The 23,524-nt window shown below is 72.1% G+C and carries 20 protein-coding genes; 11 read left to right on the plus strand and 9 right to left on the minus strand.

Features of this window, described 5'->3' with window-relative positions; genetic code table 11:
- Positions 1-111 precede the first annotated feature (111 nt).
- Positions 112-588: a hypothetical protein gene (locus tag ACFVS8_RS13980; protein ID WP_387063273.1), complete on the plus strand. Its 477-nt coding sequence runs from the start codon at positions 112-114 to the stop codon at positions 586-588.
- A 37-nt stretch (positions 589-625) separates the two neighbouring features.
- On the opposite strand, the gene ACFVS8_RS13985 is transcribed toward ACFVS8_RS13980, so the two are convergent.
- The gene (locus ACFVS8_RS13985; RefSeq protein WP_387063276.1) at positions 626-1,408 is read right to left on the minus strand and encodes a hypothetical protein; all 783 of its coding nucleotides are present in this window, start codon (positions 1,406-1,408) and stop codon (positions 626-628) included.
- A gap of 178 nt (positions 1,409-1,586) precedes the next feature.
- On the opposite strand from ACFVS8_RS13985, the gene ACFVS8_RS13990 reads away from it, so the two are divergent.
- Both ACFVS8_RS13990 and ACFVS8_RS13995 read left to right on the plus strand, forming a co-directional pair.
- Complete coding sequence (locus tag ACFVS8_RS13990; RefSeq protein ID WP_387063279.1) at positions 1,587-3,584, plus strand: histidine kinase; 1,998 nt, start codon at positions 1,587-1,589, stop codon at positions 3,582-3,584.
- A complete protein-coding gene (locus ACFVS8_RS13995) occupies positions 3,572-4,210 on the plus strand; it encodes a response regulator (protein WP_387063282.1) in 639 nt (212 codons plus the stop codon). Before ACFVS8_RS13990 ends, ACFVS8_RS13995 begins: the two co-directional genes overlap by 13 nt.
- Here the strand turns inward: ACFVS8_RS13995 and ACFVS8_RS14000 are convergent.
- Positions 4,207-4,599 carry a hypothetical protein gene (locus ACFVS8_RS14000; RefSeq protein ID WP_387063893.1) on the minus strand — a complete coding sequence of 131 codons (393 nt, stop codon included), beginning with the start codon at positions 4,597-4,599 and terminating at the stop codon, positions 4,207-4,209. The genes ACFVS8_RS13995 and ACFVS8_RS14000 overlap by 4 nt on opposite strands.
- A 241-nt stretch (positions 4,600-4,840) precedes the next feature.
- Between ACFVS8_RS14000 and ACFVS8_RS14005 the strand changes: the two genes are divergently transcribed.
- Together ACFVS8_RS14005 and ACFVS8_RS14010 are read left to right on the plus strand one after the other, a co-directional pair.
- Positions 4,841-5,182, plus strand: coding sequence for a DUF2834 domain-containing protein (locus ACFVS8_RS14005; protein WP_387063285.1), 342 nt, complete (start codon positions 4,841-4,843; stop codon positions 5,180-5,182).
- Between the two features lie 153 nt (positions 5,183-5,335).
- Positions 5,336-6,451, plus strand: coding sequence for a saccharopine dehydrogenase NADP-binding domain-containing protein (locus ACFVS8_RS14010; RefSeq protein ID WP_387063288.1), 1,116 nt, complete (start codon positions 5,336-5,338; stop codon positions 6,449-6,451).
- A gap of 69 nt (positions 6,452-6,520) precedes the next feature.
- Here the strand turns inward: ACFVS8_RS14010 and ACFVS8_RS14015 are convergent, their stop codons facing one another.
- A complete protein-coding gene (locus tag ACFVS8_RS14015) occupies positions 6,521-7,570 on the minus strand; it encodes a LacI family DNA-binding transcriptional regulator (RefSeq protein WP_387063291.1) in 1,050 nt (349 codons plus the stop codon).
- A 174-nt stretch (positions 7,571-7,744) separates the two neighbouring features.
- On the opposite strand from ACFVS8_RS14015, the gene ACFVS8_RS14020 reads away from it, so the two are divergent.
- Both ACFVS8_RS14020 and ACFVS8_RS14025 read left to right on the plus strand, forming a co-directional pair.
- Positions 7,745-9,751, plus strand: coding sequence for a discoidin domain-containing protein (locus tag ACFVS8_RS14020; protein ID WP_387063294.1), 2,007 nt, complete (start codon positions 7,745-7,747; stop codon positions 9,749-9,751).
- 155 nt (positions 9,752-9,906) lie between these two features.
- Positions 9,907-10,431, plus strand: coding sequence for a methylated-DNA--[protein]-cysteine S-methyltransferase (locus ACFVS8_RS14025; protein WP_387063297.1), 525 nt, complete (start codon positions 9,907-9,909; stop codon positions 10,429-10,431).
- A 64-nt stretch (positions 10,432-10,495) separates the two neighbouring features.
- Here ACFVS8_RS14025 and ACFVS8_RS14030 read toward each other — a convergent pair whose 3' ends face one another.
- Both ACFVS8_RS14030 and ACFVS8_RS14035 read right to left on the minus strand, forming a co-directional pair.
- Entirely contained in the window at positions 10,496-10,942 is a 447-nt protein-coding gene (locus tag ACFVS8_RS14030) for a GNAT family N-acetyltransferase (protein WP_387063300.1), read from the minus strand.
- Positions 10,943-11,051: 109 nt separating this feature from the next.
- The gene (locus ACFVS8_RS14035) at positions 11,052-11,324 is read right to left on the minus strand and encodes a hypothetical protein (RefSeq protein ID WP_387063303.1); all 273 of its coding nucleotides are present in this window, start codon (positions 11,322-11,324) and stop codon (positions 11,052-11,054) included.
- A 369-nt stretch (positions 11,325-11,693) separates the two neighbouring features.
- Here ACFVS8_RS14035 and ACFVS8_RS14040 point away from each other — a divergent pair, with 369 nt between their 5' ends.
- The 3 genes from ACFVS8_RS14040 to ACFVS8_RS14050 are packed head-to-tail and all read left to right on the plus strand — an operon-like array spanning position 11,694 to position 15,217.
- Positions 11,694-13,172 (plus strand): O-acetylhomoserine aminocarboxypropyltransferase/cysteine synthase family protein, encoded by a 1,479-nt coding sequence (locus ACFVS8_RS14040; protein ID WP_387063306.1) that lies wholly within the window; start codon positions 11,694-11,696, stop codon positions 13,170-13,172.
- Positions 13,169-14,491, plus strand: coding sequence for an LLM class flavin-dependent oxidoreductase (locus ACFVS8_RS14045; RefSeq protein WP_387063309.1), 1,323 nt, complete (start codon positions 13,169-13,171; stop codon positions 14,489-14,491). The genes ACFVS8_RS14040 and ACFVS8_RS14045 overlap by 4 nt, the downstream gene beginning before the upstream one ends.
- Positions 14,492-14,530: 39 nt before the next feature.
- The gene (locus ACFVS8_RS14050) at positions 14,531-15,217 is read left to right on the plus strand and encodes an NADPH-dependent F420 reductase (protein ID WP_387063312.1); all 687 of its coding nucleotides are present in this window, start codon (positions 14,531-14,533) and stop codon (positions 15,215-15,217) included.
- Positions 15,218-15,326: 109 nt separating this feature from the next.
- Here ACFVS8_RS14050 and ACFVS8_RS14055 read toward each other — a convergent pair whose 3' ends face one another.
- From ACFVS8_RS14055 to ACFVS8_RS14070, 4 genes are all read right to left on the minus strand, one after another.
- Positions 15,327-16,448 carry an epoxide hydrolase family protein gene (locus ACFVS8_RS14055; RefSeq protein ID WP_387063315.1) on the minus strand — a complete coding sequence of 374 codons (1,122 nt, stop codon included), beginning with the start codon at positions 16,446-16,448 and terminating at the stop codon, positions 15,327-15,329.
- Positions 16,449-16,498: 50 nt separating this feature from the next.
- Complete coding sequence (locus ACFVS8_RS14060) at positions 16,499-16,957, minus strand: pyridoxamine 5'-phosphate oxidase family protein (protein ID WP_387063318.1); 459 nt, start codon at positions 16,955-16,957, stop codon at positions 16,499-16,501.
- A gap of 129 nt (positions 16,958-17,086) precedes the next feature.
- Positions 17,087-19,279 (minus strand): glycosyl hydrolase 53 family protein, encoded by a 2,193-nt coding sequence (locus ACFVS8_RS14065; RefSeq protein ID WP_387063320.1) that lies wholly within the window; start codon positions 19,277-19,279, stop codon positions 17,087-17,089.
- A 248-nt stretch (positions 19,280-19,527) separates the two neighbouring features.
- On the minus strand, positions 19,528-21,912 hold the full coding sequence (locus ACFVS8_RS14070) for a beta-galactosidase (protein ID WP_387063323.1): 2,385 nt from the start codon (positions 21,910-21,912) through the stop codon (positions 19,528-19,530).
- A 260-nt stretch (positions 21,913-22,172) separates the two neighbouring features.
- Here ACFVS8_RS14070 and ACFVS8_RS14075 point away from each other — a divergent pair, with 260 nt between their 5' ends.
- On the plus strand, positions 22,173-23,480 hold the full coding sequence (locus ACFVS8_RS14075) for an ABC transporter substrate-binding protein (RefSeq protein ID WP_387063326.1): 1,308 nt from the start codon (positions 22,173-22,175) through the stop codon (positions 23,478-23,480).
- Positions 23,481-23,524: the final 44 nt, after the last annotated feature.

Here is a 23,524-nt window from a genome sequence, read left to right on the forward strand (position 1 = left end):
CCCCCGCCCCCACCTGTCCCGATCGACTGCAGCCCGACCGACCCGACCGATCCGTGCCGGGTCGATGTGGGGGAGCCGGTGCCCGAGGTTCCCGGCGAGCCGACGGTGACGATGCGCGACATCGCTTCGTTCCGTCCGGCGATCGAGGGCGACGTCATGGAGCCCGATGGGTGGGCGGTCGTGGGGCTTCCGGCGAACTTCGTGTCGAGCGTGTCCGGGACGCAGCTCGTTGCGGGCAGCCTGCTCGGGCGGCCCGCCGAGGTTCGCTTCACGCCGGTCGGGTACGCGTGGGCGTCGAGCGATGGCGGGCTCGTGACATCCGCCGGCCCCGGAGCGACCTGGACCGAGCTCGGGCTGCGCGAGTTCACGGCGACCGACACGAGTCTGGTCTTCGCCGAGCGCGGAACCTTCGAGGTGCAGCCGACCGTCACGTTCGAGGCCGAGTACCGGTTCGACGGCTCGGTGTGGCGGTCGATCGCCGGCACGCTCGACGTGCCGATCCAGCCGCGCACGGTCGTGGTCGGCGCGGTCGACACGGTGCTCGTGGTCGGCGACTGCGGCGCGCGGCCCGACGGCCCGGGCTGCTGACTCGTCGCACGCCGCCCGGCACCGTCGACCACCGCCACTACCCCCGCCGCACCCACTCCGCGTTCGACATGCGCAGCGCGGCGACCGCGATGAACGCGAGGCCGATCACCTCGAGCGTGCCGCCGGCGACCTCGAACCATTCCGATCCGACGCTCAGCCCGATGACGTGCGACACCGGCCAGGCCAGGATCAGCACCCCGGCGAACCACGGCACGGCGCCGCGGCTGAGCATCACAGCGAGGCCGAGGAGCGCTGTGCCGACGATGTTGCCGATCACGAACAGCAGGAACACGGGCACCGCCGTCGGCATCTGCTGCACCTCGTCGAGCGCGGCGGCCGCATCGACGCCGCCGGTGGCGAGCGCGACGTTGAGGAAGTTCGTCGTCACCACGCCGAAGTAGCAGACGTACCCCGCGATCATGAGCACGGCTGCCCACAACGACAGGCGCGGGCGACTCGGTCGCAGCACGCGCAGGGCGGCGAGCAGTCCGGGCACGAGCAGCAGCGAACCGATCAGCGAGGCGACCGACGCCACCTGCATCTCCGTCGCGAACGTGCGGTAGAACTCGAGCGCCTCGGCTCCGCCGCTGAGGTCGTCGAGTCCGCTCGAGGTGGTGACCACCGAGTACACCGTGTTCGTCACGACCTGCGCGGCGATGGCCAGCGGCAGGGCGATCGCCGTCGCCACGCGGCGGAATCCGACGGTCGGGTCGGGCCGCTGCGGCACGGAGCCGTCGGCAACGGGTGCGGCCTGCGCCGCGGCATCCGTCGCCCTCAGAGCCGACCGTGCGCGGTCGGAGTTCGAAACGGTGTCGGTCATGGTGGAACCTCCTCATCGGTGCCGCTCCGAGCGGAACGACCGGTGGCCGCCCGCCGAGCGGCGGGCACACCCAGACCGTCTCGCGACCCAACCCCTGCGGGCACCGTGGCGGCTACGGAACCGAACTGCGTGCAGACACGGATACCGCGGCACGCGGCGCGTCACTACTGTGAGCCTCATGCGGTGGTGGCTGAGGTGGCCGGCGGTGATCGTCTGGGTGGGCTGGGTGCTCGCGGCGGCGATCCTGCCCCTGCTGCTCGCGATCGCCTCGGTCGATCAGGTGCCGCTCATCGCGGTCGAGGCCGTCATCGCCGCCTACGTGCTGGTGCTCGCCACGATCGTCGCCCGACGGGCGCCCGGGCACCCGATCGCGGCGCTGCTGGCGGCGACGTCGGTCGTCGTCGCCGTGACCGTGACCCCGGTCGATCTCGGACCGTTCGCCGGTACGTGGATGCTGCTCTACCTGCCGCTCGCGTTCCTGCTGCTGCTCGTGCCCGACGGCCGATTCGCCTCACGGGCCTGGCGGGTGGTCGGCCTCTCGCTCCTCGCCGTCGTGGTCGTCTTCAACGCCGGAGTCGCCCTCGACTGGGTGATCGACGAACGTGCCGCGGGCAGCGCTGGCAGCACGGGCGGGGCGGATGCCGCGGCGACGAGCCCGTTCGAGATCGTCGCACTCGCCGTGCTCCCCGTCTTCTTCGGCCTGCTCGTGGCATCCCTCGTCTCAGTCGTCGCCCGGTACCGGCGGGCCGATGCGCGTCAGCGCCTGCAGCTGCGTTGGATGTTCGTGGTCGGGGCGTCGCTGCCGCTCACCCTGCTGCTCTGCTGGACGAGCTACCTGCTGATCGGCACGGCCGATCTCGTCGGGTTCGGCCTCGCGATCATGTACCTCGCGATCCCGACCGGGGTCGCGGTCGCGATCGTGCGGCCCGACTGGTTCGACGTCGACCGTGCGGCCGTCGCGACGCTGACCGCGACCGCGCTGAGCGTCGTCGTGCTGGCCGTGCTGTCGGTGGTGTGCGCCGTCACCGGCCTGACCCTGCTCGCCTGGTCGCCCGTCGTCGCGATCGTCACCACGATCGCACTGACCCTGCTCGTCGTGCCGCTCTACGGGTTCGCACGTCGCCGGTTCGGCCGCTGGCTCTACCCCGAGCGCGAACGTGCGGTCGACGCCATGCGCCGGTTGCGCGCCCGAGTCGACGCCGGCGAGGCCGAGCCCGAGACCGTGCAGGCCGAGCTGCGGGCGGCGCTGCGCGATCCGGAGCTCGTCGTCGCCTATCGGGCGCTCGCCGAGGGCGGTGCGGGTTCGCTCGTCACCGTCGACGGCGCGCCGCTCACGTCGCCGGCGCCGCTCACGTCGCTCGCGTCGCCGTTCGATCTCGCGCGCGACGCGGCGCCGGTCACCGACATACGCCTGACGACGCCGGTGCGACTTCGAGGCGAGGAGATCGGCGTGCTGGTCGCATCGCCGGCTCGACTCACGAGGCCGGCGCACGCGATCGCCGATGCCGCGGCCCCGCTCGTGGACGCCGTACGATTCCGTGCCGAGCTGCGCCGCACGATGGACGAGGTTGCCGCGTCGCGCGAACGGCTCGTGCGGGCGTCGTTCGAGGAACGGCGGCGGCTCGAGCGCGACCTGCACGACGGCGCCCAGCAGCGGCTCGTCGCCCTCGGCATGCGGTTGCGGGTGCTGCAGCGCGCCGGCGGGGCTGACACCGAGCTGGTCGAGTCGCTCGACGTCGCCGTCGCGGAGCTCGGCACCGCGGTGGCCGAGCTGCGGCAGATCGCGCACGGTGTGCGGCCGAGCGCCCTCGACGACGGCCTCGGTCCCGCGCTGGCCGACCTCGCGCGCCTGTCGCCGTCCGTCATCGAGATCGACGCGCACGGTGCCGAAGTACCCGATGCCGTCGGCACGACCGCCTACTTCGTCGCGAGCGAAGCCGTGGCCAACGCGTTGAAGCATGCCGCAGCCTCGAGTATCCGGGTGCGGGTGCGCACGGTCGACGAGACGCTGCACCTCGCGATCACCGACGACGGATGCGGCGGGGCGGTCGTGCGCCCGTCTGCAGGCCTCGCCGGACTCGAGGACCGCGTGGCGGCGCTCGGCGGGCGCCTCGAGGTGCGGTCGCCGCACGGCGGCGGCACGACGGTCGAGGCGGTGCTGCCGTGCGGATCGTGATCGGCGAGGACTCCGCACTGTTCCGCGAGGGGCTCGCGGCGCTGCTCGCGAGCGCGGGCCACGAGATCGTGGGGCGTGCGTCGACGGGACCCGCGGCGGTCGCGCAGGTGCGGGCCCATCGACCCGACGTGGTCGTGCTCGACATCCGCATGCCGTCGGCCGATGAGGGCGTCGCGGCGGCGATCGAGATCCGCGAGTGGAGCCCGCCGACGCCCGTGCTGCTGCTCTCGCAGCACATCGAGACCCGGCGAACCGTGGAGCTCGTCTCGTCGGGGGCGATCGGCTACCTGCTGAAGGACCGCGTGCTCGACGTCGACGAGTTCCTGAACGCGCTCGACCGTGTCGCAGGCGGCGGCACGGCCCTCGACCCCGAGGTCGTGCGACGCCTGCTGGTGTCGGCGAAGTCGACGGTGCTCGACGGCCTGACGCCCCGCGAACGCGAGGTGCTGGCACTCATGGCCGAGGGGCGTTCGAACACCGCGATCGGGCAGCACCTCTACCTCTCGGCCCGCACCGTCGAGACGCACATCAGCAACATCTTCGCGAAGCTCGATCTGCACGAGTCCGCCGACGATCATCGCCGGGTGCTCGCGATCCTGACCTACTTGGAAGCCGGCACGGTCTAGCGGCGCGTGTCGGGCGCCGTGCTCCACAGCGCCCACGCGACGAGCACCGGCTGCAGGAACAGGCGGATGAACCGGGCCCGATCCGTGCGCAGCATGGGCGCCTCGCGCCCGGTGCGCCACTGGTGCACGTTGCCCGGGAACACCGCCACGAAGAACGCCGCGATGATCGCGCCCATGCGGCGTCGCTCGCGCGGCAGGCCGATCACGCCTGCACCCATGAGCAGCTCGGCGGCTCCGGATGCCACGACCACCGCGTCCTTGTCGAAGGGCGTGTGGTCGACCGCCCAATCGGGCACCACGATGCGATAGCCCTTGCGCGCCCAGAACAGGTGCGAGAGTCCGGCGGCGACCAGCAGCGCCGCCAGCGCCCACCGCGCGATCGCCCGCAGCACGGCGAGCGGGCCCGAACCCTTCGGCCGTCCGGGCGATCCGGCCGTGGCTGAACGGGCGGGCTGACGGGATCGGGTGCGACGCGGCATCCGGTCAGTCTCGCATCGGATGCCGCGTCGCGGCGCCCGTTGACACCTCACCGCCGCCCGGCTACGCGCGCGGCCGCATCCGTCGCACGTGCACGCCGGCGCTCTGGCCCTCGCTCTGGCCGTCGCCGCGGCCTCGCATCAGACTGTCGTCATGAAACCGCGCTGGACGCCGCTCGCCGTGACCTACCTCGTGATCGCCGTCGCCGGGCTGGGCGCGGCCATGACCTTCAACGCGCTCGCCGTCGTGCAGATGCAGGACTTCCTCGGCGCCTGGTTCGACGGCGGGCCAGCGGTGTCGTCGCTCACGGTCGACCTGCTCGGCGTGGCGGTGGCGGGCAGCATCCTGATCATCGTCGAGGCACGGCGACTCGGCATGCGGTTCGGCTGGCTCTACGTCGTCGGCGCACTGCTGACGGCGTTCACGTTCACGTTCCCGTTGTTCCTCGCGATGCGCGAGCGCCACCTCGCCGGAGGTCCGCGGAGCGGGCAGTAGCGCGCCGAAGCGCACGCGAGCTGCGCTGCGGGAGGTCGCTTCACATGCGGATGCCGCGACACGCGCCCGCGCGTCCGTCGGCGTCGATAGTGTTCAGCGTGTCGTCGCCGTCGCACCCGATCGGCAGCGCCCCACCGATCGAAGGAGCACAGCTTGGCAACAGCATCGCAGTCCTCGGCACCGCAGTCCTCGGCACGGCAGTCCGCTCAGGTCACGGTCTACGGCGCCTACGGCCACACCGGCCGCTTCGTGGTGCGGGAGTTGCAGGATCGCGGCTTCGTTCCGGTGCTGTCGGGGCGTGACGCGGTGCAACTCGACGAGCTCGCTGCGGCCACGCGCCTCGAGTCCCGACCAGCGTCCGTCGATGACGCAGCGGCCCTCGACCGAGCACTCGCCGGAAGCGCCGCCGTGATCAACTGCGCCGGCCCGTTCGCGTCGACCGCAGGGCCGCTGATCGAGTCGGCGCTTCGCACGGGCGTCCCGTACGTCGACGTGGCCGCCGAGATCGAGGCGAACGTCGACACGTTCGCGAATTTCGCCGGGCGTGCCGATGCGGCGGGCGCCGTGGTCGTGCCGGCGATGGCCTTCTTCGGCGGGCTCGGCGACCTGCTCGCCACCGTCGCGATGGGCGACTGGAGCTCGGCCGACCTGGTGCAGGTCGGCTACGGGCTCAGCAGTTGGCGGCCCACGGCGGGCACCCGCATCGCCGGGGCGGTCTCCCGCGAGCGGCGCGGCGGCCAGTTCGTGAGGTTCGCCGACGGGCGACTGCACTACGTCGACGAGCACGACACGTCGATCATCGACTGGCCGTTCCCCGAGCCGACCGGCACGAAGCCGCTCGTCGTCGAGTTCACGATGGCCGACATCGTCACCCTGCCCAGCCACCTCGACGTGCGCGAGGTGCGCACCTCGATGGCGCAGGCCGCAGCGAACGACATGGCCTCGTCGGATACCCCCGAGCCGACCGCCGCCGATGCGAGCGGCCGCTCCGACCAGACGTTCGCCGTCGACGTGATCGTGCAGCGCGGCGACGAGCAGCGACGTGCCGTGGCCCACGGTCGCGACATCTACGCCGTGACGGCGCCGCTCGCGGTCGAGGCCGTCGCGCGCATCGTCGACGGGCGTGTCACGGGCAGCGGGGTCTCGTCGGCAGGTTCTGCGTTCGATGCGGCGGACTTCCTCGACGCGCTCGCGCCGCACATCACGTGGGAGCACCTCGGCGCCGTAGCCGAACCGCTCGCCGTGGTGCGGTCGGTCGCGACGAGGTAGCGCCGGGGGTCGCAGCGCGGAGTGCCCGGACGCGTCAGCGCGATCGCGCGGGTCTGGCCGACGCGCGGGTCAGCCCGGCGACCGCATCACGGCGGTCGACTCGCGCACCACGAGGCGCGTGCCGAGCTCGACCTGCAGGGCGTCGACGCGCTCGTGCGAGATGAGGCGCAGCAGTTGGGTGACCGCGAGCCGGCCCATGTCGGCGAGCGGCTGCCACACCGTCGTGAGACCCGGGGTGGTGGCGCGGCTCAGGTCGCTGTCGTCGAAGCCGACCACCGAGACGTCTTCGGGCACGCGGAGCCCGGCCTCCTGCACGGCGCGCATGGCGCCGACGGCCACCTTGTCGTTGAAGCACACGAGCGCGGTCGGGCGCTCGGCACGCGCGAGCAGTTCGGAGGCGGCGACACGGCCGCTCTCGACATCCGCCGAGACCGACGAGACGAGCGCCGGGTCCTGCAGCACGCCGACCTCGGCGAGGGCCGCGGTGTGCCCCGCGAGACGCTCGCGGCTGACCAGCCACTCGTCGGGGCCGGCGAGCACGCCGATGCGGCGGTGCCCGAGGTCGAGCAGGTGCGTCGTCAGCGCACGGGCGCCCTGGTGGTGCGCCGCCGAGACGACGACCGAGCCCTCGGGCGCGCGCGTGCGCGGGTCGACGATCACGAACGGGAACCCGTGCCGGCGCAGCGCGCCGAGCTCGGCGGCGTCCTCGGGCGGCAGGATCAGGATGGCCCCGGACGTCTCGGCGCGCATCGGCATCTGGCCGAGCGGATGCCGCGACTGCGACGATTCCCCTGCGTCGAGCAGCATGGGGCGGGCGTTGGCGGCGAGCTCCTCGGCGATCGACGAGACGATGAGGCCGAAGTAGTCGGTGAGCACGTACGGGCAGCGCACGAACACCGGACCGCCGGTCTGGCGACTGTGGCCTCGGGCGATCGGCGCGGCCGAGCCGAGGCCCTCGAGCGCGCCGAGCACGAGCTCGCGCGTGGCCGGCGCGACCTGCGCATTGCCGTTCAGCACACGCGAGACGGTCGCGATCGAGAGCCCGGTGGCCTCGGCGACGTCGCGCACCGAGGCGCGGGCGCGCGGGGCGAGGGGAGCGGATGCCGCAGCAGCTGCCATGCGTTCACCACCCCTTGACGTGCGTGCGGGTGGCGAGCAGGATTGCAGCGCAACGTTACACGAACGTTCCAATTGTTACATCTGAGAACGGTCGTGCGCAAGATCCCGGCGTCGCAAGACCCACCGTGCGCAGGTTCCGCGCACGATCCGAAGCACTCGACGAGGAGGCTCTCCATGAAGACGACGACCAGGCTGTGGGCGGGGGCCGCGATCGGCGCCCTGCTCGCGGCATCCGTCACCGCGGGCGCGGCCGGCGCGGCACCCGCGTCGAGCACTGCGACCGGCGCGGCGAGCGCTGCGACCACCGCGAGCGCGACGCCCGCGACGGCCGCGCGCCAGGGCGCCGACGACACCCCGCAGGCCCGAGTGTGGCTCACGACCCTCGACCGCGCGAACCTGCTCACCCCGCAGGCGCAGCTCGCGTTCGGCGACACCCGCTCGGCCGACCCGACGATCGTGATCGACCCGGAGACGACCTACCAGAGCATGGACGGCTTCGGCGCGTCGATCACCGACTCCTCGGCCGCCGTGCTCTTCGCGCTCAGCAAGTCCGAGCGCGACGCGACGATGACGAAGCTCTTCGACCCGGTCAAGGGCATCGGCGTGAGCCTGCTGCGACAGCCCATCGGGTCGAGCGACTTCACCGCGGCATCCGCCCACTACACCTACGACGACGTGGCGCCGGGCAAGAACGACTACCTGCTGCGCAAGTTCAGCATCGCGCACGACGAGGCGCAGATCCTGCCGTTGCTGCGCCAGGCGAAGAAGCTCAACCCGGCGCTCAAGATCGTGGCGACGCCGTGGAGCCCGCCCGCGTGGCTGAAGACGAACGACTCGCTCGTCGGCGGACAGCTCGAGCCCGGCACGATCAACGCCGCGGCCTATGCCGCGTACCTCGTGCGGTACGTCGTCGCGTACAAGCAGGCCGGCATTCCGATCGACTACCTGACGATCCAGAACGAGCCGCAGAACCGCACACCCGACGGCTACCCGGGCATGGACATGCCGGTCGCCGACCAGGCGCGCGTCATCACGATCCTCGGGCCGCTGCTCAAGGTCGCGAGCCCGAAGACGAAGATCCTCGGCTACGACCACAACTGGGCGACGCACCCGAACGACCTCGCGAACACCCCGTCCGGTCAGGACCCCGAACCCGACTACCCCGCGAAGCTGCTTCAGACGAAGGCCGCGAAGTGGATTTCCGGCACCGCGTTCCACTGCTACTACGGCGACCCGAGCGCGCAGACCGCGCTCCACGAGCAGTTCCCCGACAAGGGCATCTGGTTTACCGAGTGCTCCGGATCGCACGGCGTCGACGACCCGCCCGCAAAGGTGTTCAGCGACACGCTCAAGTGGCACGCGCGCACCATCACCGTCGGTGTCACGCGCAACTGGGCCAAGTCGACCGTCAACTGGAACATCGCGCTCGACGAGAACGGCGGCCCGAACCTCGGCGGTTGCGGCACCTGCACGGGCCTCGTCACCACGCACTCCGACGGCACGGTCACGACCGATGCCGAGTACTACACGATCGGCCACCTCTCGAAGTTCGTGAAGCCCGGCGCCGTGCGCATCGCGAGCACCTCGTTCGGCACCACCGGGTGGAACGGCCAGATCACGGATGTCGCGTTCCGCAATCCCGACGGCTCGTACGTGCTCGTGGCGCACAACGAGAACGACGACCCGCGCGGCATGTCGGTGAAGGTCGGCTCGAAGTCGTTCGACTACACGATGCCCGGCGGGTCGCTCGCGACCTTCACGTGGCCGGCCTCGACGGCGTTCGACGACGGCCTCGCGCCCGTGGCGATCGACGGCGCCACCGCGACGGCCACGTCGGCATCGGCCGACGCGGGGCTCGCGGTCGACGGCGACGCGTCGACGCGCTGGTCGAGCGGCCAGGGCCAGACGGCCGGCCAGAACCTCACCGTCGACTTCGGCACAGCCAAGACGTTCAGCCGGGTGGCCGTCGACTCGGGCGGCAACCTCGGCGACTACGCCCGCGGCTGGTCGCTCGAGGCGTCGACCGATGGCACGACGTGGACGATGCTCGCGAGCGGCGCCGGAACCGGGCAGCTGACCGAGGTCGACGTGCCCGGGACCACGGCCCGCTACCTGCGCGTCGCCTCGACGGGCGACGCCGGCAACTGGTGGTCGATCTCGGACGTGCGCCTGTACGGCTGACCGTTCGCGCTGCACCGAGCGGATGCCCCGCCGACCGTCGCCCTCCTCGGGTCGGCGCATCGGCGGGGCATCCGGCCGTCGCCGACCGGGCGTGAAGTCCGATTCCCGCTGCGAAACCGTGCCGCGCGCGACCTCGGCGGGGTGATCATGGAGTCATGGCCCGACGACATGCGACCCTGCCGACGCCGCTCGGCGACCTGCTCGTGGTCGTCGAGCCGACGGCCGACGGCGACGCGCTCGCGGGCATCACGTTCCCGGGGCACTGGCATCCGCTCCCGGCCGACAGCATCGGGGCCGAGGTCGACGCGGCGACCGATCCCGTCGTCGTCGCGTTCGGGGTGCAGCTGGCCGAGTACCTCGCGGGGGAGCGCACGACGTTCGACCTGCCGCTCGCACCCAGCGGCGACGAGTTCCAGCACGCGGTCTGGACGATGCTGCGCGACATCCCGTTCGGCGAGACCGTGACCTACGGCGAGCTGGCCGCGCGCCTCGGCGACCGCAATCTCGCGCGCCGCGTCGGCAACGCGGTCGGGCGCAACCCGATCAGCATCGTCGTGCCGTGCCACCGCGTGGTCGGCGCCGACGGCTCGCTCACCGGCTACGCGGGCGGGCTCGAACGCAAGCGGTTCCTGCTCGAGCTCGAGGGCGCACCGGTCGTCGCGCAGGCGCGCCTGTTCTGAAGGCGGTCGCGCCAGACGGATGCCGCGGAAGCCGTGGCATCGGCGGCAGCAGGCATCCGCGGACTCAGCCTGCGGGCCGCCGAACCAGGAACACGTCGATCTCGTCCTCCGAGTCGAACACGAATCCGTGCCGCTCGTAGAGGCCGCGGGCGCGGCTGCCCTGCAGCACGTCGAGCCTGATCGTCGTGCCGGCGGCGTCGGCCTCGGCGAGCAGCTCCGCCAGCACGGCCGAACCGAAGCCGCGCCCCTGCGTCGACGGCTCGAGGTAGAACAGCTCGAGCCAGTGGTCGCCGTCGGCCGGGCGCAGCGAGACGCTGCCCACCGGCTCGCCGTCGAACTCGATGATGCGCGTATGCTCGGTCGAGAACGCGGCGAGCACCCGCGACCGCGACCGCTCGGCGTTCCACCGTCCGAGGCGCTCGAGGTCGGGGCGCATCGTGCGCTCCTTCAACGCGACGACGTACTCGGCGTCGGCGGGCAGGCAGGGTCGTGTCGTGAGCGAGGCGTGCATCGGTGCAAGCCTCGCAGTGCCGACCGCGCAGGTGAAATCGAGGGCGGTGCCCGGTGCCGGAGGCGGTGAGCCCGCGCTGGCGGCCGCGCCCGGCGGCCCGGCATGCGACCTACTTGCCGGGGTCGGTCTCGGTGTACTCGCCCTTGCCGGGTTCGGTCGTCTCGACGCCGTCGGGGAACTCGGTCTCGGTGTACTCGCCTTCACCCGGTTCGGTCGTCTTCACCCCGTCGGGGAAGTCGGTCTCGGTGTACTCGCCCTCGCCCGGCACGGTGCGCTCCTCGGCGCCGGTGCCGAAGTCGGTCTCGGTGTACTCGCCGGCCTCCCCGTCGTCCGCCGCGCGGGCGTCGGGGTCGATGGGCTGGCTGTTCGACTGGTCGGTCATGTTCGCTCCATCCGCTGGGCAGCCCGGAGCCGCGCTGCTGATCCCACTCTCTCGCGTGCGCGTGCGGTGCGCGAGGGTTTGACAGAAGATCGTCCAGTCCGGCTCGCAGCGGTCCGAGTGCGAGGGCGCCGGTGGTCGCTCCGGGGTATGCCGGTTCCGCCTCATCGATGCGGCGGAACTGGCATATCCGAATTGTGAGATCCGAGGCCGAAGCCGAGGGCGGGGCCGATGCCGGGGAACCGCGGACGCTGCGGGCGGGCCGACATTCGACGGCGACGCCACGTTCGGATGTGACGGACCGTGACCGACGGTGACTTCACGCGTCGCGCCCGGTTTCACGGCGAGCGGGCGCGCGCCGAAGATGTCCGCATGCCTTTCCGACCAGCGCACGACGAGCCGGGTTCCGCCGCGTACGACGACGGGTTCGACGACCGGTTCGCCGTGCCCGAGCCCGGCTTCGCCACGCGCCAGGTGCACGCGGGCGAGCACGACGAGCCCGCGTTCGGAGCCCGCATCACGCCGATCTACCTGAGCGCCGGGTTCCGCTTCGACGACTTCGCGCAGGCTCGCGACCGCTTCGCGGGCGACGACCAGGGCTACGTGTACACGCGAGCCGGCAACCCCACGAACGCGGCGCTCGAACGACGGCTCGCCGAGCTCGAGCGCGGCCGCGACGCGGTCGTCGTCGCGAGCGGGCAGGCCGCGCTCACGGTCGCGGTGCTCGCCGTCGCGAAGGCCGGCGACCACGTGCTCTCGGCGCAGAGCGTCTACTCGGGCACGCGCTCGCTCTTCACGCAGGGCTTCGGCCGCTTCGGCATCGAGGTCGAGTTCGTCGACGACGCCCGCGACCTCGACGAGTGGCGCCGCCGCATCCGCCCGAACACGCGCGCGGTCTACGCCGAGTCGATCGCCAACCCGACCAACGACGTCATCGACCTGTCGGGCGTCGCCGCGGTCGCGCAGGCCGCGGGCGTGCCCTTCATCGTCGACAACACGCTCGCGACGCCCTACCTCGTGCGCCCGATCGAGCACGGCGCCGACCTCGTCGTGCACTCCGCGAGCAAGTTCCTCTCGGGGCACGGCGCCGCGCTCGGCGGGGTCGTGATCGACGCCGGCACGTTCGACTGGTCGGCGACGCCCGGCGCGTACCCGCACCTCACCGAGCCCGACACCGGCCTGCAGGGCGCGAGCTACCTCGAGGCCCACGGCGCGGGCGCCTACACGGCGTACATCCGCGGCGTCACCGGTGCGCTCTTCGGTCCGGTGCTCTCGCCGTTCAACGCGTTCCTCATCCAGCAGGGCATCGAGACGCTCTCGCTGCGCGTCGGGCGGCAGTCCTCGACGGCGGCCGCACTCGCGGCATGGCTCGAAGACCGGCCAGAGGTGCTCTCGGTCAACTACGCGGGTCTGCCCTCGAACCCGTCGCACGACCTCGCCGAACGGTACCTGCCGCGCGGGCAGGGCGCCGTGCTCTCGTTCGTGCTCGACGGCGGCGAGCAGAGCGCCGAGGCGTTCTACGACGCGGTCGAGCTGTTCAGCCGCATGAGCCACATCGGCGACACGCGTTCGCTCATCCTGCATCCGGCGACGACCACGCACGCTCACCTCGACGCCGCGACCCGCGCCCGCGGGCGCATCTCCGCCGGCCTGCTGCGGCTCTCGGTCGGACTCGAGGAGCCAGACGACCTCATGCGCGACCTCGAGCGCGGGCTCGCCGCCGTGCGCGCGGCATCCGCTCGTCGTGCGCCCGCGGCATCCGCCCGGTCGACGACGCCCGGGACGCCCACGGCGACACGACGCACCACGGATGCCGCGGCATCCGCCCTGCTCGAAGGGAGCACCCGATGACCCGACTGCAGCACTTCGGCTGGTTCTTCTCGCGCGGCTTCGGCCCGCAGGGCTGGGGCCACGAGTACCACCGCTGGAACTACCGCTGGACGGAGCCGAAGCTCTACCAGCAGTCGGTGCGCGAGCTCGAGCAGGCGGGCCTCGACCTCGTCATCATCGAGGACGGCCCCTCGATCGGCACCCCCGAGACGATCGAGCTGCGCGTGCGCAAGGCATACGGCGGGCCCAAGCACGACCCCGTCGCGCTGACGCCCTACCTGCTCGGCGCGACCGAGCACATCGGCATCGCGCCGACCGTGAACGCGGGCATCTGGCCGCCCTACCTCGCGGCCCGCCAGTTCGCGTCGCTGCACCACCTGAGCGGGCATCGCGTCGGCATCAACGTGGTGACGGATGTCTCGAGCACCCGCCACAACGGCCTGCCGCCCGTGACGCACGACCAGGCCTACGACCGCGCGAGCGAATGGCTGACCGCGGTGCGCGGGCTCTGGCACAGCTGGGACGACGGCGCGCTCATCGAGGACACCCAGACGTGGCGGTTCGCCGACGGCTCGAAGATCCGCGAGAACCGGTTCACGGGGGAGTACTTCGACGTGCCCGGGCCGCTGAACGCGATCCCGTTCACCGACGGTGACCCGGCGATCGTGTCACCGGGCGGCTCGCCCAAGGGGCTCGCGTTCGCCGGCACGCACTCCGACGTGCAGCTCGCCTACGCGCCGCTCGACCTCGACGTCGTGCGCGCCTACCGCCAGAAGATCATCGACGCGTCGCTCGCGCACGGTCGACCCGCGAACGCGGTGAAGACCCTGTTCGTGTTCAAGCCCGAGATCGTGTCGAGCCAGGAGGAGGTCGACCGGGTCGTCGCCGCCTCGCTCGACCCGAGCGACGAGGTGCTCGCCGCCATCCTCGAGGGCCAATCGAGCGACCTCGAGACCGACCTCACGGGCCTGCCGCTCGATCGGCCGATCGACCCGTCGATCTTCGGCGACCACGTGTCGCAGGGCACGATCAAGGGGCTGCTCGGCAAGACCGCGGCGAGCTTCGCGGATGCCACGCTCCGCGAGCTGCTCGTGGCGAAGGCCCGCAAAGGTCGCATCGCCGACCATGCCGGGTTCGTCGGCACGGCCGAGCAGGTCGCCGACTTCATCGAGGAGTTCGGCGAGGAGGCCGACAACGACGGCTTCATCTTCTCGGGCGACCTGCACCCGGTCACCGTGCACAAGTACCTCGACGAGCTCGTGCCGATCCTGCGCCGGCGCGGCGTGCTGCGCGACGAGTACGGCGACGGCGGCATCCAGGGCAATCTGCGCGACTTCTGAGTTCCCGAGAAATGTTGCACTTTGCAACGCAGATCGGGAATGCCGGCGGCGAGGCATCCGTTGGCCCTGAGCATGACCACGATCGGAATCATCGGAGCAGGACACATCGGCAGCCAGGTCGCACGCGCGGCCGTGGCGAACGGGTACGAGGTCGTCATCTCGAACTCCCGCGGCCCTGAGACCCTCGCCGAACTCGTCGACGAGCTCGGCCCCAACGCCCGCGCGGCGACGGCACTGGAGGCCGCCGAAGCGGCGGACTTCGCGGTCGTGACCGTGCCCTTCAAGGCCTACGAGGCCGTGCCGGTCGAGCCGCTCGACGGCAAGATCGTCATCGACACGAACAACTACTACTGGGAGCGCGACGGGCACTTCGCCGTGCTCGACGAGGGACTCGACACGGTCAGCGGCCTGCTGCAGCAGCATCTGCCGACGAGCCGCGTGGCCAAGGGCTTCAACCACATCGCCTCGGCCGACATCACCACCGCCGGCTCTCCCGCCGGCACCCCGGGCCGCCGTGCCCTCGCGACCGCGAGCGACTTTGCCGAGGCGGCGCAGCTCGTGGCCGACCTCTACGACGCGTTCGGCTTCGACACCGTGAACATCGGCCCGCTCGCCGAGAGCTGGCGCGTCGAGCGCGACCAGCCCGCCTACGTCGTGCCGCAGAGCCGCGACGAGCTCGTCGCGAACCTCGCGAAGGCGGAGCGCGTCGAGGCGTCGGCGGCGTAGCCGTTCGGCGCGACGGCGCAGGCGGCGCAGGCGGCGCAGCCGGCGCAGCCGGCGGCGCCGTCGGCCGTCGGCCGCCCGCGGAGCCAGTGAGCAGGCGGCGAAGGCAGCTTCAGTCGAGCTCGCCGAGCGAGCGCGCGAAGGCGCGCATCCGTTCGGCGAGCTCGGCCGGCACCTCGGCCGCGGTGAAGTGCCCGCCCTCGGCGAGGCGGCCGAACTCCCGCAGATCGAGGTAGTGCCGACGGGCGAGCGACTCGGGGTAGGTCGACTCGTGCCGCTGGATGAAGACGGCCGCGGGCACCGAGGTCGGCGGGATCGGGGCGGGCATGTCGGCGCCTTCGTAGTAGGGACGGAACGACGTGCCGATCGACTGCGTGACCCAGTAGATCATCGCCTCGGTGAGGATGCGGTCGTGGCCGATGCGCCGCTCGACCTCGCGCGGGTCGCCGGGCGGGGTGTCGCTCCACTCGACGAGCTTCTCGACCAGCCACGCGAGCAGGCCGGCCGGGGAGTCGTTCAGCGCGACCGCGAGCGTGTCGGGCCTGGTCGACTGCACGTGGCCGTAGGCGCCGTTCGTCTCGTGGAACGCCGCGATGCCGTCGAAGAACGCGCGCTCGGCCGGGTCGGTGAGCGCGGCCCGTTCGTCGCCGTTCGGGAAGTGCGCGTGCGTGGCCACGATGCCCGAGACGTGCTCGGGGTGGCGGGCGGCGATCAGGTCGCTGACGTTCGCCGTCACGTCTTCGCCGTAGGTGAGGTAGCGCCCGTACCCGAGCACCTCGGTCATGAGCGCGTGCATGGTCGCCGCGATGCGCGTCTCGCTCATGGGTCCATCGGCGTAGGGCGACGAGAATGCGAACCCGGGCAGGCTCGCGACGACGACGTGGAAGTCGGGCAGCAGGTCGGCGAAGTCGAGCTGCAGGGCGAAGGTGTGCGGCCACCCGTGCATGACGAGCAGGGCGGGGGCGTCGGCGTGCGCCGATCGCAGGTGCGCGAAGTGCAGCGCCGTGTCGCCGACCTGCGCGACGAACTGCGGATGCGCGTTGAGCCACGCCTCGCGGGAACGCCAGTCCCAGTCGATCCAGGAGTCGACGAGCTCGCGCAGGTAGGCCGCCCGCAGGCCCGACGCGGGTGCTCGGGGCGAATCGTCGAGCAGCCGGGTGCGCGCCAGCCGAGCGCGCAGGTCGCCCAGCACGTCGTCGGAGACGTGCAGCTCGAACGGCCGTGGCGAGCTCATGGGCCGAACCTACCCGCCGCCGCCGACACCCGTCGCGCGTCGGCCGAGTCTCACCACGCGATGAGCTTCTCGGGCGTGACCCGGAGGATCGTGCTGTACTTCGCCGCCATCGACTCGAGCGTGAGCTTCAGCGGGGGCAGGTCGTGCTCGTACTTCTCGAGGTAGGCGTCGCCGATCGCCGGCAACCAGCCGGTCGCCGCGTCGTTCAGCACCTCGACGGTGCCCTGCAGCACGGTGAGCTGCTCCTCGTCGTGGCCGGACTCGAGGTGCACGAGCACGCGCGGATCGCGGCTCGCGTTGCGCACCTTGACCGCGCTCGGCTCGCTCAGGATGACCACGGTTCCCTCGTGCCAGAGGAACCAGACGGGCACGGCGTGCGGATAGCCGGTGCGACTCGTCGTGCCGAACCAGGCGATGCGTTCGTTCGCGAGGCGCGTCAGCGCTCGTGCGTGCACCTCGTTCTCGGCGTCGAAGGCGAATGGCGTGGCGGGTGCTGCGGTGTCGGTCATCGGCGTCCTTCCGTCCCTCCGAGCCTAGGTCGGTCCGCCGACATGCGGCGAGGATCCGCCGAACGGTCGCAGCGTGCGCTTCCGGATGCCGCATGGCGACCATCCGCGACCGTTCGGCGTCTCGCGCCGTTACTTCGCCCGCTTGAGCTGCAGCACCGCCTTCGCGATGAGCGCCGTCGCGGCGATGACGTCGCGCTGGGTGGCGTGGGAGCCGTCGAGCACGACCTCGCCCACGGCCACGGCGTCGTCGAGTCGGGCGCCGGATGCCGCGGTGAACCGCTCGCGGTCGATGCGCGCCGCGCCGGCGAGCGCGACCTCGAGCACCTTCGTCTTCACCGTGCTCTTCGGCTCGACGGCCACGAGGCGCACGTCGTCGAACACGCCCCAGGCTCCGCCGCTCAGCGAGAAGGCGGCCGAGACCGTGACCACGCCGTCGGCGCCCACGACGACCGAGGGCACGGTCGCGGTGTGGAACTCGTTCCACGCGGTGAACTCCATCGGCGCGCTCCACGACCCGGCGGAGGTGGTCGCCGACAGCACGCGCGAGTCGGTCGCGGGGCTGTTCGTGCCCTGCGTGGTCGCCTGCAGCGAGTACGTGCCGGCGGGCACGCCCGTGATGGTCTGCGTCGCGGAGGCCTGATAGGCCGTGCCATTCCAGAAGGTCACGGCCGTGCCGCCGTCGGAGGCATCCGATGTCGGGTTCGGCCACGCGTATCCGCCGAACGACCAGGCACCGTGCGAGGCGTCCTCGAAGCTGTGGTCGACCACGAAGTTCTCCGCGAGCACCGTGACGGTGGCCGTGACCTTCAGCCCCGCCGCCGTCGAGCCGGGGATCGCGTACGAACCGGGGCCGCGGATCCACGACACCGCGCTGCTCCACGTCACCGCCGGGTGCTCGACCGTGCCGTCGTTGTAGGTCACGTCGAGGGCGGCGGGCAGCGAGACGGGCGCGCCGTCGGTGACCGTCACGTCGACCGCGCCGACCTGCGTGATCACCCGGGGCGCCACGGCGCCCGTGCGCACGTAGTCGAACGTGCGCAGCGACTCGAGCGCCGTGCCGTCGAAGCCGAAGAGCGCCTGGTTGTCCCACGCCGATCCGCCGTAGAACTCGCCTACGTGCACCGGGTCGTAGTCCGACGCCGCCGAGGTCGCCCAGCCCGAGCCGTCGCGCTCCCAGAGCACGGCGTTCGCCGCGGCATCCGCCGGCGGACCGACCGGAAGCCACGCGGGCTCCCAGTAGAAGACGCCGACGCCGGCCGCGCCCACCGCCGAGACTGCGGCGATCACGTCGCGGAGCTCGGTCGCCTGGCCCTGCACGCTCGCCGGGTACTGATCGGTGATGGTGCCCGAGCCGATGACGTTGCCGTACCCGTCGCCGTCGTCGAGCGTGTGCGCCCACGACGTCTCGGCGACCATGACCTGCTTGCCGTAGGTCGTCGCGACCTGCGAGAGCATCGCCGTGAGGTTCGCCGTCGAGCCGTGCCAGTAGGGGTAGTACGAGCTCGCGAACACGTCGTAGTCGACGCCGAACTGCGCGAGGCCCGCAGCGTAGGTCGCGTAGCGGTTCGGCGTCTCGGGGTTCGTGAAGTGCACCGCGACCTTCGCCTCGGGCAGCACCTCGCGCACCGCGCTGCTGCCGGCCTCGATGAGCCCCGCGAACGTCTCGTCGATCGCGGTGCCCGCCCGCGTGTACCCGGCGATCGCGTTGTTGGTCTCGTTGCCGACCTGCACCATCGTCACGTCGATGCCCGCGTCTTCGAAGGACTGCAGCGTGTCGGCGGTGTAGTCGTGCAGTGCGCCCTCGAGGGCGTCGCCGGTGAGGCCGGCCCACGCCTTGGGCGCGAGCTGCCGGCCGGGGTCGGCCCAGAAGTCGGAGTAGTGGAAGTCGACGAGCACGCCGAGCCCCGCGGCCGTCGCCCGCTCGCCGATCTCGACGGCGCGCGCGGCGTCGACGTTGCCGCCGCCGTACCCGTGGCCCGAGGCGTCGAACGGGTCGTTCCACACGCGGACGCGCACGGTGTTCACGCCGCTGTCGGCGAGCACCGCGAACAGGTCGGCCGGCTGCCCCGCGGCATCCTTGAACACGACGCCGCTCGCCTCGAGCGACAGCACGCTCGACACGTCGACGCCGTTCACGAAGTCGGGCGAGAGCCCGTCGACCTTCTGCACGAAGATGCCCGCGTCGACCGGGCCGTCGCCCGGGTCGGCGGCATCGGCGGCCCACGCGGCCGGCGTGATCGCCGCCCCCGTGAGCGCCGCGGTCAGGGCCGTGCCCGTCGCGACGGCGCCCCACCTCGCTCGTCTCGCGCGTCGGTTCTGCATGGTGCCACTCCTTCTCGTTGGGCGCCACGGGCGAACGGTCGGAGGATCGACGGATGCCGCGGCGCTGCGGTGTGCGTTCGGCCGGTGCGGTCGAGCGCGGGTGGTGCTGGTCTGGTGCGGGTGGTGTCGTGACCGGGGCAGGAATCCGGTGCCGGAATCGGTTCATGGTTCCTGTGCTCGGTGCGTGTGCGGCGTGCCTTCCTGTGTGGGGTTCGGGACGATGGGGCCGGGCCGGGCCGGCCGACGGCTCAGGGCCGTTCGACGTGCAGCGCGGTGTCGGTGACGGTGACGGCGTCGAGTGCGAGCAGGGGGCCGTCGACGAGTGCGCGTCGCGCGGCGGCGGCCTCGGGCAGGCGCACGGCGGCGTCTGGGTGCAGCGGCACGATGCGCAGCACGATCTGCGGGTCGGGTCCGATCGCGTCGGGCCCGGCGAGCGCGTCGAGCCCGATGGTCCAGGGTGTGCCGTCCCAGAAGCGGTCGGCCACGACGACGCCGTCGACCTCGAGCCGGGCGACGTCGCCGGCCCACTCGATCTCGAGGGTGCGGCGGCTCCCGGTCGGGGCAGGGAGGGTCAGCGGGTACGCGGTGCCGAAGCGGGCGACGTCGTCGCGCGACGGGGCGGAGGCGCGGCCGTGGCGCTCGCCGAAGCTCGACGGGGGCTCGGCACCGGGCCGGGGTTCGCCGACGGCGACCGGCGAACGTCCGCTGCCGGGGGTCTCGGCGGCGACGACGAGCGGCTCGAACCGGCCGAGGAGCGGCAGGTACTCGCGCACGTCGGGTGTGCCGGGGGCGCGCACCGCGAGCCATCCGTCGTCGCCCTCGAAGACCGCGTCGTCGCACAGCACGAGCCGGGGTGCGCCGTTCGCCTCGAGCACCCACACGCGATCCGCGGATGCGGCGGGCAGCACGAGCACCGAGAGCCGGCCATCGCCCTGCGCGAGTTCGATGCGATGCGGGCTGGCGGCATCGACGAGCAGGATGCCGGGAGCGGGCGAGGTCGCGACGGGCTCGGTGCCCGCGGCATCCGTCGTCGCGTCGGCCGCGAACGCGCCGAGCAGTTCGGCCGACGTGGCGAGCTCGACGGGAATGCCGGCCTCGGCGACGAGCACGAGCGTCGGCGCGGCGTCAGCGCCGTGCAGCACCGTGAGGGGCGAGGCCGTCGCCCAGTCGAGGTGCACGCCGCCGACCTCGAGGTGCAGCGGCCAGTGCGCGATCGTGCCGGGTTCCACGGTGACCGGGGTGCTCGGCAGAACGAGCGGTGAGCCCGCGGCATCCGCCAGCTCGATCTCGAACTGCACGTCGGCCACCGGGCCGAGCGGCACGTGCGGCTGCTGCCAGGTGATGAAGAGCCAGCCCGACTCGCCGTCGCTGCGCAGCGCCCACCTCAGCGTCGACACGTCGTCGACGTCGGTCGGGTGGTGCGCCGGCAGCGTCGACGGCATGGGGGCGAGGCGCTCGCCGAAGGCGGCGAGGAATGCGTGCTGGCGGCGGAGCGGGGCGTGCCCGCCGCCGAGCTGCCCGGCAGATCCGATCGGCGCGTGGAAGTCGTAGTCGAACTCGGGCAGGTCGTTCGGGTACTCCGACGCGTGCGACTCCTGCAGGCCGGGCGCGGGGTTCAGGCCGCCCGCGTACATGTAGTAGCCCTGCCAGCCCGACCCGTTGCCGATCTTGTTGTGCGCGACCGCGGCGACATCCGCCCCGCTCAGCAGCGGACGCCGGTGGTAGGCCGTGGCCATGCCGCCGCCGAGCTCGCACGTGGCGGCCGGGAACGACGCCGACGGCAGCCGGGGCGTCTCGGGGCGGCGCCCGATGCCGGGGTGGGTGCGCAGGTCGGCGCCGATGCCGGGGTCGTCCCACGTGTGCGAGAAGAAGAAGTGCTCGCGGAACGTCGTATCCCACGCGTGGTCGGCGTCGACCCAGAAGCCGTCGCCGTAGCCGCCGTAGAGGGGCAGCACCTCGCCGTCGGGCAGTTCGGCGCCGCCCCAGGCGGTCGCCGTGTAGAGCGGGGCGACCAGGCCGTGCCTGCGGGCCATGCGCTTCAGCGTCACGAGGTGGCCGGGCTGGTCGTAGAGCTCGTTGTCGAGCTGGATCGCGATGACGTTGCTCGTCGGCCCGCAGAGGTGCGCGAGTTCGGCGCCGAGCGCGGCGAACCAGTCGTCGACGAGCGCGAGGTACGCGGGGTCGTCGGTGCGGTGCGCGACGGGCGCGGCCTGCACCCAGTCGGGGAACCCGCCGTTGCGGGTCTCGCCGTGGATCCAGGGGCCGATGCGCAGCACGACGTCGAGGCCCGCGTCGGCGGCCGTGCGCACGAACGCGGCGGCATCGAGCGAACCCTCGAAGCTCGGCGCGACGCCCGCTTCGGGCTGGTGGTGGTTCCAGATGAGGTACGACGCCACGACGGTCACGCCGCCCGAGCGCATGAGGCGCAGGCGCTCGCTCCACTCGGCGCGGGGCACGCGGCTGTAGTGCAGCTCGCCCGAGACCGGGATCACCGGGATGCCGCGCCGCTCGACGTAGCGGTTCGTGAGCGAGATGCGCTCGTGCCGGTCGACCTCGGTGCCCATGGCCGGTCGCGTGAGCGGCTCGGCCCACGGCTCGTGCGCCACCGTGAACCGCGCGGTCTGCAAAGGCATGGGCATTCTCCCTCGAATCTGTGTGCGCTCACAGTTCTAGCACAGGATGCCGCCTCCGCAACAACTTCGCCGATCACCCGATTGTTCGCCGTGTTCGCGGGGAAGTGCCGAAGTTCCGCGGGACTGCAGGATTTCGATTTCGGAGTTGACAGCGCGAGCTGGCTGTGTATTACTGGGATCGCTCACAGGCACAGCGACGTCCTTCTCGGAACGCGGGGCCACGGGGCATCCGCAATCACAGCTTTCGACAAGGAGGACGAATGCGTTCTGCAATCCGTACGGGTGCGATCGCGGCGATCGCCGCCGCAGCGCTCATCATGACCGGCTGCTCGGCCGACGGCGGCTCGGAGGGCACGGCCGACGACCCGGTGGAACTCACCTACTGGGCTTGGGCGCCGAACCTCGACAAGGTCGTCGACATCTGGAACTCCGAGCACCCCGAGATCCAGGTCACCGTCAACAAGCAGGACGGCGGCGACCCCGCCATCACCAAGCTCCTCACCGCGATCAAGGCCGGCTCGGGCGCGCCCGACCTCATCCAGGCCGAGTACCAGAAGATCCCGACCCTCGTCGCCTCCGACGCGCTCGCCGACATCTCGGGCTCGATCGGCGACGACGTCGCCGGCCAGTTCCCCGACGGCGTCTGGCAGTCGGTCACGCTCGGCGGCGACGCGCTCTACGCCGTGCCGCAGGACACCGGCCCCATGATGTTCTACTACCGCGCCGACCTCTTCGAGCAGTACGGCCTCACCGTGCCCACCACGTGGGACGAGTACGCCGAGACCGCACGCGCACTGCACGCGGCCGACCCCACCAAGTACCTCGGCACCTTCTCGGCCAACGACGCCGGCTGGTTCGCGGGCCTCTCGCAGCAGGCGAAGGCCGAATGGTGGTCGATCGACGGCGACAGCTGGGGCGTCGGCATCGACGAGGAGCCCACGCAGAAGGTCGCCGAGTACTGGGGCGGACTCGTCGCCGAGGGCGCCATCGACAACAGACCGATGTACACGCCCGAGTGGAACGCCGCGCTGAACGACGGCACGCAGGCCGGCTGGCTCGGCGCCGTCTGGGGCCCCGGCGTGCTGAGCGGCAACGCCGCCGACACCGCGGGCAAGTGGAAGGCCGCGACCCTGCCCACCTGGGACGGCGACGTCTCGAACGGCAACTGGGGCGGCTCCTCGACGGCCGTGACCTCGCAGTCGGAGCATGTCGACGCGGCGACCGAGTTCGCGACGTGGCTGAACACCGACCCCGAGGCCGTCGGCGCGCTCGTCGAGCAGACCGGCATCTACCCCGCGGCGACGGATGCCGCGGCAGCCACGCTCACCGAGGCGCCCGAGTTCTTCAGCAACCAGCCCGACTTCTACGACGTCGCCGCCGAGGCCGCGCAGGCCGTCGCGCCCTTCACCTACGGCCCGAACGTGAACGTCGCGTTCAGTGCCTACAACGACGAGTTCGCCAAGGCCGCGGAGGCCAAGACGGTCGACGCGTTCCTCGCCGCGGTCGCCGCGATGCAGCAGACCACGATCGACGACCTCAAGGCCGGCGGCTTCTCGGTCTCCGAGTAGCCTCCCCGAGGGGGCGTCGGGAACGGCGCCCCCTCTCGTCTCCA

The sequence above is a fragment of the Agromyces sp. NPDC058110 genome (assembly GCF_042884735.1).
GTDB lineage: Bacteria > Actinomycetota > Actinomycetes > Actinomycetales > Microbacteriaceae > Agromyces.